Source organism: Sporolactobacillus putidus, assembly GCF_014647035.1.
In the GTDB taxonomy this organism is placed as follows: domain Bacteria; phylum Bacillota; class Bacilli; order Bacillales; family Sporolactobacillaceae; genus Sporolactobacillus; species Sporolactobacillus putidus.
The window spans coordinates 129566-141949 of sequence record NZ_BMOK01000001.1; the positions used below are offsets into that span (position 1 = coordinate 129566).

The following is a 12384-nucleotide window of genomic DNA, read 5'->3' on the forward strand; positions in this document are numbered from 1 at the left end:
TATGTTGATATTCAATAAGAAGCTTGGGAAATCCTTCTTTTAACGTATCCCAATCCAAAGAAGTCAGACCGGACAGGCACAGACGGGATTCTCTATTTCTCATCCAGTTCCGCCATGCTTCGCAGAAAACGATGAAACGGATGATAGATTGCTAACGCGAAAACTGCATTAAGCAAAAAAGTTGCCGGAAGGCGCCACCGGAGAAAGTCCAGCGGCTGCTGAGCAGTCAGCCCGATCGTCAAATAGATCACATACACTTCAGCCTGAAGCAGGCAGACTCCGAGACCCGTCAGCAGCATAACAGTCGCCGTGTTCAGATTCAGCCACCGGGCGGCGGAAGAAACAAGATAGACCGCAAGGGTCATGCTGAATGCATATACCCCGATGACCGATGTATATATCAGGTCAGTCAGCAGGCCGAAAAAAACAGCGTACCTCATTCCCAATTTGCTGCCGGCAAAAAAAGAGACCATAAGCAAGGCAACAAACAAAAAATCAGGAACAATCTGAACAGGCTTCCAGATCGTCCCAAATGGAAGACGGGTCAGAATCGTTCCCTGAGTAAGAAAAAGCAGAAATAGAATAATAAAAAGTTTCAGCTGTTTCAATTAAGCGTCCCTCCCGAACCCGGCGTTTTCGCCTTTCGCTCAACAATGATGACCGAAGTCAGGTCATTGAGATTTGCAGAAGGTTTCACCTCCGCCGCTTTCGTCAGGCCATACTGATCCGTGGAGACAGAAGTGACGGTGCCGATCATAAGGCCGCTGGGATACATGTCGCTGAGTCCGGATGTTGTCACAACCTGGCCTTTTTTGACGTTGGAACTGAGCGGGATTTTTTGAAACAAAAGCCGGCCGTTATTCGCATTGTATCCTTCGATCATTCCGTAAGTTTTTGTATTCTGAATGATGGCGGAAATTTGATTGACATTTTGATTGTCGGAAATAAGCGAAACTTCACTGGTAAAATTGCCCGTCCGGCTAATCGTGCCGATCAGTCCGCCGGGAGCAATAACCGACATGCCGGGCCGGATGCCGTCAAGCCGGCCTTTGTCCACGGTCACAATCTGATTCCACTGATCATAGGAACGTCCGATTACTACGGCCGGATGCTTAATAAAATTAAAAAGATCGGGACTGTTTTGCATATTCATCAGTTTCTTCAAATCATTGTATCTCTGAGTGATGTCCCGGTTCTCCTGTTCGACTCTTGCATAGTCGGCCAGGTCCGCCTTTAGTTTCTGATTTTCCTTATACGCGTTCCCAATATCGCTTACATTCTGAAAGAAACCCGCTGCATATTGAGCGGGTACATTCACCACATATTGAAACCATCCCACCGTGTCCTGTACGAATTGTTCCGGCCAAGTCGACTTGTTCCCCTGTCTGAGCGAGTAGCTGATCAGCACAATCAGAACGACAAGGCTTGTGAGAAGAACAATCAGTTTTTTGTTTGAAAAAAATGAAGGCATGAATACACCCGCTTAGTCTGTTACATTAATTTAACAATCATTTTCTGTTAAAGGATGTGGTTATTTTCGATTTTGAGCGGAAAAGATGCATGTTTTCCAAAGAACGGCCCGTACCGATAGCCACACAATCCAGAGGGTTTTCCGCAACAACCACTGGCATCTTGGTCTCGTCGCTCAGCACGTGGTCGAGATTATTCAGAAGCGCGCCGCCGCCCGTCAGCACAATTCCTCTGTCCATAATATCCGCAGCCAGTTCCGGGGGCGTTTTTTCAAGTGTCACTTTCACAGCCTCAACGATCTTATTGACCGTGTCCCTCAGCGCCGCAGCCACTTCTTTCCCCGTTACTTCAATGGTTTTCGGAAGTCCCGTCAAGAGATCTCGCCCGCGTATCTCCATCGAGGTGCCTTCAAGCTCCTCAGATTGGCCAGCGGATCCGATCTGAATTTTCAAAGTTTCCGCCGTCCGTTCGCCGATCATCAGGTTGTACGTCTTTTTGATATATTGAATGACCGCTTCATCCATATCGTCTCCGGCTACCCGGATCGACTGGCTGGTGACAATGCCGCCAAGTGAAATGATCGCCACTTCCGTCGTCCCGCCTCCGATATCGACGACCATGCTTCCGGTCGGTTCCCAGACCGGAAGATCCGCGCCGACTGCGGCGGCAAAAGGTTCCTCAATGGTGTACGCTTCCCTTGCGCCCGCCTGCTTTGTGGCGTCTTCCACCGCCCGCTTTTCCACAGCCGTAATACCCGACGGCACACAGACCATCACATTGGGTTTGCGCGAAAACATTGAACGCTGCTTCTGAGCCTCGTTAATAAAATATTTCATCATCGTTGCCGTCGTGTCGAAATCGGCGATCACGCCGTCTTTCATCGGCCGGACCGCGACGATATTGCCAGGTGTTCTGCCGATCATATTTTTAGCGGGGCTTCCAACAGCCTCGATTACTCCTGTATCTGTATGCAATGCCACAACGGACGGCTCTCTGACGACGACACCTTTTCCTTTAACGTATACAAGCGTGTTCGCCGTTCCGAGGTCTATCCCCATATCTCTTGAAAATCCGCCAAACATCTATGTAATCTCCCTTCAAGTTGCGAAACTCATAACATTAATTATATATTAGTTATTCTTAAAAACATAGAGCTACATCATACCTTTTTGCTTGAGACTGACAAATTTTCTGTCCCCGATCACTATGTGATCCAGCATATCGACACCTAATATTTTCCCGCACGAAACCAGCCTTTTTGTCACCTCAATATCTTCCCGGCTGGGTGACGGATCCCCGCTCGGGTGGTTGTGGAAGCAGATGATCGCCGCAGCCGACCGTCTGACGGCTTCTTTAAAGACCTCGCGGGGATGGACAATAGATGCATTAAGACTGCCGATGAAGATCGTTGTCTTATGAAGGACCTGGTTTTTGGTATTCAGGAAAAGAGCGATGAAGTGTTCCTGTTTCAGAATCCGCATTTCTTCCATGACGAAGTTGGCGCCGTCTTCCGGTGAGCGGACCGTATAATGCGTATCGCTGCGCAAACGGGCCATGCGCCTGCCCACTTCGAAACTCGCGAGCAGCTGAACCGCCTTGGCTGTTCCGATGCCCCGTACCTTTCGCAGTTCTTCCACACTGGCATCTCTCAGAAGATCCAGTCCTTCAAAGTGGCTGATGAGCCTTCCTGAAAGCTGGAGCACCGACTCGTTTTTTGTGCCTGAACGGAGGATGATGGCGAGCAGCTCCTGATTCGACAGCGAGTCCGCTCCATCCCGGATCAGCCGTTCCCTCGGCCGGTCTTCATTCGGCACATCTTTCATCATCACGTTTTCACTCATCTATCGATTCTCCCTCCGCTCGGCCGATTACCCATTTTCCGGCAATCCGCGCCGCTGCTGTTTGGTCTTAACATACCTCTTTCAGCAGATTTCTGCAGAGAGAAAAGTTCGGAAAAAGATGACTTTTATCGCTGTCTTTATTTATTTTCGACGAGATTCTTTCATTTATGACAATATATTTTAAAAACGTGTCTTATTAATTTTTTCCAGTTCGGCTATTTATTTTGCTATCAGATCACGGTACAGCATGATAGTCTCCAGAAGAGATTGCTGATAGGTGCTAAAAGACGTACCGGTTCCTTTTGCCTGCATCGCATGAACCCTGCTTGCGGCCGTCACGGCGCTTTTCCTGAAATTTTCAGCGATCTGCCCGTCCCGGCTGCTTAGGGAACCGGCGTTTGGTAATTTCCAACTATTAAGAAGCCTGTCCATTTGGGCGAGCGCTTGTCCCGAAGGAGAAAAGTGATTGTTGACGGCTTCTTCTGAAATCTTAAGCAGATCCTGCATCAGCGCCTTGCCCTGAGCGGCAAAAGCAGCCGCACTCCCGTCCTTTAAAACCGCCGGATTCGCTGAAGCGCTGAACTGTATGTTTTTCTGATATACCGGTATCCCCTGGTTTTTAAAGTATCCGGCCAGCTTTGCGGCCCCTGCCGCCGTCGAAGCCGCACTGATAAAAATATCTGTTGTGCCCTGATTAAACGTGACGGCAGCCACTCCGTTATTCCTAAGCTGCCCGGCCGCCTGCCCGGCTGCGGCCTGCGTTGAATAGACTCCTGACTGAATCACATAAACTGAAAGTCCGAGACTCTGATTCGTGACCGGAGAAAGCGATTGTCCCGCAGTTGCGGAACGGCCGGTCCCGGACGTCCACGCTCCCTGTCCCGGCCCAGTCTGTCCGGTAAAAACAAGCAGCATTGACAGACCGATCGACAGGCCGACCACAATGGCGGCGGCGGCTGGAAGCAAGAAGTGCCTGACCGGATAAAGTGTTTCGCGGATCGTCCGCCCGCCCGCCGGCCATTTTATTTTCTTACGGCCGAACACATGCCTGACGCGAAGATAAGATTTAATCCGACTTGGTTTATTATTTATATATGGACTTTCTCGATCGGCAGTATCCGGATTCTTCGGAAAAGCATGGTTCCAGTTTAATTGTCTTTCCTTATCCGCGGCCGTTTCCTGTTTTGTCCATTCTTCAAGCGTGTGCTTTTTTCCGTTGAACGTAATGATCACCCGGGGTGATTCTTTCTTCTTATCGGCCAAATCCATTTCTCCCTTCTGCGAGACCGGATTTCCTCCGAAAAAGGATAGCATACTAAAAGCAAAAAAGGACGAGACCTGTGTCGTCTCGTTCCCTTTTTTTTTCGCTATTATTTTACATGATCACCGCGTCCGCCGGGTGCACTCTAGACAAAGCGGGCAACACGATTTTTTCCCATGCGCTTAGCACCGGTGTACATCGCGTGATCCGCGTTATAAATCAGTTCCGTTGGATCTTTGGCGTCGAAAGGTGCAGTTGATGTTCCCAGGCTGATCGTTATATAAATTTGCTTGTAACGGTGTTCGTTTTCAATATAGATCATGAAGGGTTCGGAGGCGACGGCCTGACGGATGGATTCCGCCATCGCAAAACACAAGTTCCGGTCCATTCCCGGAAGGACAACCGTGAATTCCTCGCCCCCGTAACGGGCAATAATCCCTTTGTCCCCAACCGTCTGGCGAAGCCTGTCAGCGACGCCGATTAAAATGGCATTGCCGCTCTGATGGCCGTATGTATCGTTAACCCCTTTAAAATTATCAACGTCCAACATAATAATGGAAAACACTGCTGCAGCGGGGTCACTGAAAATACGTGTCAGCGCCCTCATCAGATACCTGTAGTTGTAAAGATCCGTGAGCGGGCACCTCTCGCTTTCTTTTTTCCGTATTTCAAAGTTACGGGCGTTTTCAAGCGCGATAGCGAGAAAATCCCCGATAATTTCCATACCGATTCGGTTGGATTTTGAATAGGCCTTATTCATGTCGGAAGCAAGAGTCAGAACACCAATGACCTGGCCGTGATACATCATCGGCACGGAAAGAAAAGACCTGGCTTTTCCCTCCGAAAGAGCATACAAAAAGGGATAGCGGCTCTTGTTTCTCTGGCCCATGACCGGTTTGCCTTCACGATACACGTGCAGGCTGATGTCTGCCTCCTTCTGAAACGGTATGAAAGTCCTGCCGTTATCCCGTCGGTAGAGACGCACGATTTTCGGTTTGTCAGGCTGTATGTAGCTGACGATGTACAAATAATCAACCGGAATCATTTCCGGAACCCTTTCGAAAAACAAATCAAGAACATGTTTGGCAGAGAGTTCCTCTGTCAGTTTCTGCCCAAGGTGATTCACCTTCTGTAAAAAACGAACCAATTCCTGACTGCTGTTGATTACCCGGATAACGATCGACAAAGCGACCATCGGAACCGCAATAATAAACATACCGGGCAAACCCCTGATTGAATACATGTAATAAAAGGCAATTCCGAGCGGCATCATTAAAAAAGTCGCGACAATCTCCCAGATGGTGTCTCTGTCGATGACTTTCACTTTTCCCGTTTTGGGAAGGAACCATCTCCGATATGAATAAATAAATATCTCATTCACAACGTAGGAAGCCAGATAAAAACCAAAAACCGGAATAAGATTTACAGTAAGCAGATTATGCCCGATTTCCTCCGTCCTCCCCCCAAGCCGGTAATATACAGAGGCGGCGGCAACGGACACTGCAAGAAACATCAGCGAATTTACGGGGATGCGATACATTTCATTTTTGCCGATCCGCCGAGTCATCAAATAAACCAAAATGCCGAATTGTGTCATCAGCGCTTCAAGAAACAGTCCAAAAATGAGGAATGCGGCAAGGCCGATGCCCTGAAGAACAATGATATCCGTCCCCTTTACCTTGAAGCTGAAAAGAGCGGTGATCATAAAAACGATACCTACAGTGAGAATTGAAGGAATCGAGTCGTTTTTCGGCGGATCGACTGTGTACATAAGGGGAAAAGAAATACAAATCACGACAAGCCAGGTCAGCCAAATCGTTCGCCTTTGCGTTTTACTCAATCGCACTTCCTCCTTTTTGTCAAGATGTGCGATTTGTGCCGATCAAATTCATACTTTTTGACTAAGTGTATTGTAACAAAAGAATGAAAATAATGAAAGTTTTTTCCAAACATCTGATTTTTTACCATAAAAAAAACCTTGCACCTCCAAACAAACTTGGCCACAAGGTCATTCACGATAAAGAGTTCTTCACTCCGTATCTGTTAAAAAAGTCCCTTTATGATAAATGTTTCTGCCGGTCGTTCACCTGATCAAGCAGGTAATGCCGGACTGCGGAAATGAAATAGAGCGATCCGCAGATCAGCAATACCTCGTCTTCTCCCGTTTCGCGGATCAGTCTGTGCAGCGCATCCTTCCAGTCCGCGATCTCCCTTTTCTTATCATGCCCGGATGCTTTATAGAGCAGTTCGCTTCCTGCCGCACGCGGATAGGCGAATGTTGTCAATGTGAGATCTGCGGCCGCCTTTCCGATGATACGGACCATCTGTACGTATTGCTTGTCCTCCAGTGCCGCATAGAGCACATGAATTTTACGGTCCGAATAATAACGCGTTACGGTTTGCACAAGTGCTTCCGTTCCCTGGACATTGTGAGCACCGTCGATGACGATCAGCGGTTTCGCTGACATCTGTTCAAAACGGCCCGGCCAGGCGGTTTTCTCAAGTCCCGACCTGATTTCGTCTTCTTCCGCCGTGATGCCGTAAAATGTATTCAAATACTCGACGGCCATAAGCGCGGCTGCGGCATTCTTAAGCTGATGTTCGCCCTTCATGCGAATGGCGAGATCCTCTTCATGCAGATACAAAGCGTCAAAGCTGAAATGCTCCCCCATCTTATCGTGACCGAGCGATCTGACCCGAAACTCCCGGCCGAGAACATAGAGATTCGACCTTTTGGCTTCGGCTGTCTGACGGATGACCGTCAGTGCGTCAGGATCTTCCGCAGTTGTTATGATGCCGACACCGTTCTTGATGATTCCGGCTTTCTCCCGCGCAATGCTGGCGATCGTGCTGCCCAGCTGTTTCATATGATCCATGGCAACGTTCGTGATAACTGAAACGAGCGGATGAATCACGTTTGTGGAATCAAGACGGCCGCCAAGGCCAACTTCATAAATCACAAGATCGCACTTATTCATCTTCCCAAAGTAGACAAAACTGAGCATCGTCACGACTTCAAATTCGGTCGGCTCACCCAGATCCGTTTCGGCATCGACCGCTTTGGTCAGCGGATAGACCCTATTGGCGGCCTTGATCAGATCCTGATCACTGATCGGCCGGCCGTTTACCATAATCCGTTCATTAAAAGATGTGATATAGGGCGAGATAAACGTACCGACCTTAAATCCCGCCTCCTGATAGATGTGCCACAGATAGCAGACCGTAGATCCCTTGCCGTTCGTTCCCCCGACATGCACCGCCCGGATATTCCGTTCGGGATGATCGATTCTGGCAAGCATCCATTCCATTCTCTTTGTTCCGGGCTTGATCCCGTGCGGAATCAGCCCGTGAATCCACTGAAGTGTCTCCTCAATCGTTGTAAACATGGCTTAACCCCCATATGATCAATAAACGGCGATGGGAACAGTATCCCATCACCGTTTATTTTCCGGCACCGGACTTCAAATGTCTACCGTCAGGCTTTTAATTCGATGATTCTCGCTTGAATTTTTTCCCGTTTCTGCAAGTAGTCTTTTTCTTTCTCGCGTTCTTTGCCGACAACCTGCTCAGGAGCCTGATCGACGAAACGGGGATTGCTTAGTTTTTTCTGTACCCGGTCCACTTCCGCATTCATTTTATCCAGTTCCCGGCCGAGCCTTCTTATTTCGTCATCAATATTAATCAGTCCTTCAAGCGGAAGGTACACATCTGCACCGGTCACAACAGCGGACACAGCTTTCTCCGGAGACCGGACGGCTGATCCGATCTCGAGGGTAGACGGATTGCAGAACCGTTCAATATAGGCCCTGTTCCGGTTCAGAATGCCCGTCTCTTTTTCGGAAGATGTCCTGATCAGCATCGCAACCGGTTTCTTCGGTGCGACATTCTTATCTGAACGGATGTTTCGCACGGAACGGATAATATTCTGCAGGAGTGCCATTTCTTCTTCCGCTGCCGGATCCATCCATCCCGCGGCGCTTTGCGGCCATTCGCTGCGCATAATGGTTTCGCCGCGGTGCGGAAGGTGCTGCCAGATTTCCTCAGTGACAAAAGGCATGATCGGATGAAGCAATTTTAGTATTTTATCAAGCACATAGGTCAGAACCGACTTTGTGGTTTTCTTTGCCGACTCGTCTGTTCCGTACAGCGGAAGCTTCGCCATTTCGATATACCAGTCGCAGAAGTCATCCCATATGAACTGATAAAGATAATGCCCGGCCTCGCCGAAATCATAGCTTTCATAAAGTGCGGTCACTTTTTCAATGGTCGTATTCAGCCGTGCTAAAATCCAGCGGTCGGCAATGGACTTGTCACCGGTCAGGTCAACATCGTCAAACGAAAAGCCGTCAAGGTTCATGATCACAAAGCGTGACGCATTCCAGATTTTATTCGCGAAATTCCAGTTTGCCTCAACTTTGCTCCACTGGAAGGTCAGATCCTGACCCGGTGTTGTTCCCGTCGCCAGCGTGTAGCGCAGCGCGTCCGCCCCATAGCGCTTGATGACATCCATCGGATCAATGCCGTTTCCGAGCGATTTGCTCATCTTCCGTCCCTGTTCATCGCGTACGAGACCATGGATCAAAACATCGCGAAACGGGCTCTTTCCTGTAAATTCAGTCGACTGGAACATCATTCGCGCAACCCAGAAGAAGATAATGTCGTAGCCGGTTACCAGCGCGTTGGTCGGAAAATACCGTTTGAAGTCGGGGTCTTCCTCATCCGGCCAGCCCATCGTTGAGAAAGGCCAGAGTGCCGAACTGAACCAAGTATCGAGCACATCCTCATCCTGTTTCCAGTTTTCACTATCTTTCGGCGCTTCCATCCCGACATACACTTCGCCGGTCTGTTTATGGTACCATGCCGGTATCCGGTGGCCCCACCACAGCTGCCGCGAAATACACCAGTCACGAATGTTTTCCATCCAGTGCCTGTAAGTCCCCTCAAAACGCTCCGGAACAAAGTTGACTTTGTCATCCGTTTCCTGCATATTCAGTGACGCCTCGGCCAATGGCTTCATCTTCACGAACCATTGTGTCGATAAAATCGGTTCGACAACGACACCTGTACGTTCCGAGTGTCCGACAGCATGAGCGTGTTCCTCCGTATAGGCGAGAGCCCCGGCTTCTTCCAGATCCCTGACGATCCGTTTCCGGCATTCATCACGGTCCAGTCCCTGATATTTACCGGCATTCTCATTCATTTTGCCGCGCTCATCGATAACGAGAATTCTGGGCAGATCATGGCGGTTCCCAACCTCAAAGTCATTCGGATCATGGGCCGGCGTAATTTTAACGGCTCCGGTTCCAAAGGACCGGTCGACATAACTGTCGGCAACAATCGGAATTTCCCTGCCGACAATAGGCAGAATCGCGGTTTTCCCGACTATATTTTTATAGCGTTCGTCATCCGGGTGGACGGCGATCGCCGTATCGCCGAGCATCGTTTCGGGCCGCGTCGTCGCAATCTGAATAGAGCCCGAACCGTCAGCCAGGGGATAATTGATGTGCCATAGAAAACCGGGAATCTCCTTGTATATGACTTCGATGTCGGACAGTGCCGTTCTCGCAGCCGGATCCCAGTTGATAATATACGCCCCCCTGTAGATCAGCCCTTTTTCATAAAGGCTGACAAACACCTTGCGAACGGCCGTCGACAAGCCTTCGTCGAGCGTGAACCTTTCCCTTGAGTAATCAAGGGAAAGGCCGAGTTTTGCCCATTGCCTGCGAATGAAAGACGCATATTCTTCCTTCCAGTCCCAGGCAACTTCGAGAAACTTTTCGCGCCCAAGATCATATCGTGATTTGCCTTCTTTTCTCAGCTTGGCGTCAACCTTGGCCTGTGTAGCGATGCCCGCGTGATCCATGCCCGGAAGATAGAGCGCATCATAGCCCTGCATTCTCTTGAACCGTATTAAAAGATCCTGCATTGTCGTGTCCCAAGCATGCCCGAGATGCAGTTTACCGGTAACATTGGGAGGCGGGATGACGATCGAATACGGCTTCTTCGACGGGTCCTCGTCGGCCTTAAAGTATCCTTTTTCCCGCCATGTCTTATACCACTTTTCTTCGGTCAGACTGGGATCATATTTTGTTGCCATTTCGTTTTCTGCCATTTTTACAGCTCCTTTACGTTCCACTAAACTAAAAAAGCCCTCTTCATCGCAAGGACGAAGAAAGCTCCGTGGTACCACCTTAATTTGCGCATAAACAGCCGCGCACACTTCATGATTCGATAACGGGGTTCCGGACCTTCCTACTCCGCCTAAACAGCGTTTCAGAAGGACTGCTCAAGGGCAACTTCCACTCCGGCAGCAGGGGAAGCCTCTCAGCGCACCGGTTTCCCTCTCTCCCAGAGAATGGACGACTGATCCATCCTCTTCCAGCATAAAGATGTGTACTACTCCCTGTCTCAGCATTTAGATCTCAAGTTTTGTAATTATTATATATACTTTATTCTCATTTCGTCAATGATTCATACATTTTCCTGTACGGGTTCTACCGCACGGAGGCCTATTGTCTTTCATAAACTGAAACAAAAAGATTCGGCTAAAGAAAGGAGAACATCTCTTGTTCAAAAAAAATCTTTTTCCTCCTGTTTTCAAAAAAATCCGTGAAGGCCTGGGCGTGATCGTCCTTCCGCTGGCGATTTTTCAGCTGATACGGGCCATTTTCATTCCGACAACTTTCGACGTTCTGATTGCTGCTATTCTTTTTTTCATCTATATCGCTTTTCTAAAAAAATGGCTGTAGCGCGCTCATTCATTCTTTACCTGTTCCTCTTCTTTTTTCGCTTCTTCTTCTTTCTTTTTTTTCTGATCAAGGAGCTGTTGCAGCTGACCGGTCATTTCTGTGTACGCCCGGCTCAGCCTCATCCATCTCTTTGTATACCATTGTTCGCTATGACCCCTGTTTTCCTCGTATTCTCCAATCAGGTCGAGCGGGGCTTTCGGACAGAGCAGTAAATGGAACAGAAATTCCGATTCTTCTTCGTTCAGCGGACACTCTGAAAAGTAAGAATGCAGCAGCCGGTTCCAGGACTCACCGGCGGGAGAAAGCATAACGCTGGCTTGCTCAAACAAGGCGGCCGTTTCAATGATAAAGAAATCTTCTTCGGATTCTTCAAAATTGCACAAGAAACTCTTTTCTCCTTCAATCAGCAAATGAAGCGGGCTCAGGCGGCCGTGACAAAGCGCGCGCCGCAGCTTTTTGCCTGATCCGTCTTCATTTTTCTCTTGCCCTTTGGAAAAATAGGCGAATGCCCGCTGCATATTGTTGAGACCGTCCGCCGTGAAGCTGAGGATGCACTGTTCAAAGGGAGAAGGATAGACACGATGCTCTGCCCTATTCAGGAAGCGTTCCCACTCAATTTGCCTGGCGCCGACCATCTGAGCCGCCGTTGCGAAAAGATCGGATGCGTCTTTTTCCTCCTGAAGCGTCTGCCGGTGCAGTTGGGCGGACCGCACAAACAAATGGCGATAACGTTCAGACAGATCCGAATCGGGCACGGTTTCTTCAAACCAGGGCATTAAATAATAACTGTTCTCTTCGCCTCGGACCACCAGATCTCCGTATTTGGAAGGAAGCGGACCGACCGCGTCAATGATCAGTCTGCCGGCCAGAGAATAGGCTTTGTGCAGATGCCGTATCTGCCGGTCCGTCAGCTTTTTTTGCTTGAGCGCGAATGTGCCGTTTGCCGTCTCCACCTTAATTACGTTTCCGAGCGGATCCATTCTGAGGGGAACGAGATCGTACTGAAAAAGTATTCGGTTAAAATGCAGATTCTCTCCCGCCGCCATGGCAGTTCACTCGCTTT

10 protein-coding genes and 1 other annotated feature are annotated in these 12384 nt (G+C 49.1%); of the genes, 1 reads left to right on the top strand and 9 read right to left on the bottom strand.

What is annotated here, in order from left to right; genetic code table 11:
• Positions 1-92: 92 nt before the first annotated feature.
• From mreD to IEX81_RS00760, 8 genes are all read right to left on the bottom strand, one after another.
• Positions 93-608 (bottom strand): rod shape-determining protein MreD, encoded by a 516-nt coding sequence (mreD, locus tag IEX81_RS00725; protein WP_188800816.1) that lies wholly within the window; start codon positions 606-608, stop codon positions 93-95.
• Positions 605-1471 carry a rod shape-determining protein MreC gene (gene mreC / locus IEX81_RS00730; RefSeq protein ID WP_188800818.1) on the bottom strand — a complete coding sequence of 289 codons (867 nt, stop codon included), beginning with the start codon at positions 1469-1471 and terminating at the stop codon, positions 605-607. Before mreC ends, mreD begins: the two co-directional genes overlap by 4 nt.
• Before the next feature lie 37 nt (positions 1472-1508).
• Positions 1509-2552, bottom strand: coding sequence for a rod shape-determining protein (locus IEX81_RS00735; RefSeq protein ID WP_188800820.1), 1044 nt, complete (start codon positions 2550-2552; stop codon positions 1509-1511).
• Positions 2553-2624: 72 nt separating this feature from the next.
• Positions 2625-3311, bottom strand: coding sequence for a RadC family protein (gene radC, locus IEX81_RS00740; protein ID WP_308424052.1), 687 nt, complete (start codon positions 3309-3311; stop codon positions 2625-2627).
• A 219-nt stretch (positions 3312-3530) separates the two neighbouring features.
• Positions 3531-4574 (bottom strand): hypothetical protein, encoded by a 1044-nt coding sequence (locus tag IEX81_RS00745; protein WP_188800822.1) that lies wholly within the window; start codon positions 4572-4574, stop codon positions 3531-3533.
• 143 nt (positions 4575-4717) lie between these two features.
• Entirely contained in the window at positions 4718-6412 is a 1695-nt protein-coding gene (locus IEX81_RS00750) for a sensor domain-containing diguanylate cyclase (protein WP_188800825.1), read from the bottom strand.
• Positions 6413-6629: 217 nt separating this feature from the next.
• Complete coding sequence (locus tag IEX81_RS00755; RefSeq protein WP_188800827.1) at positions 6630-7958, bottom strand: bifunctional folylpolyglutamate synthase/dihydrofolate synthase; 1329 nt, start codon at positions 7956-7958, stop codon at positions 6630-6632.
• An 89-nt stretch (positions 7959-8047) separates the two neighbouring features.
• On the bottom strand, positions 8048-10684 hold the full coding sequence (locus IEX81_RS00760) for a valine--tRNA ligase (RefSeq protein ID WP_188800835.1): 2637 nt from the start codon (positions 10682-10684) through the stop codon (positions 8048-8050).
• A gap of 47 nt (positions 10685-10731) precedes the next feature.
• Positions 10732-10991, bottom strand: a binding site (T-box leader).
• Between the two features lie 147 nt (positions 10992-11138).
• On the opposite strand from IEX81_RS00760, the gene IEX81_RS00765 reads away from it, so the two are divergent.
• Entirely contained in the window at positions 11139-11321 is a 183-nt protein-coding gene (locus tag IEX81_RS00765) for a YszA family small membrane protein (protein ID WP_188800838.1), read from the top strand.
• 5 nt (positions 11322-11326) lie between these two features.
• Here IEX81_RS00765 and IEX81_RS00770 read toward each other — a convergent pair whose 3' ends face one another.
• Positions 11327-12367 (bottom strand): protein kinase family protein, encoded by a 1041-nt coding sequence (locus IEX81_RS00770; RefSeq protein ID WP_188800840.1) that lies wholly within the window; start codon positions 12365-12367, stop codon positions 11327-11329.
• Between the last annotated feature and the right edge of the window lie 17 nt (positions 12368-12384).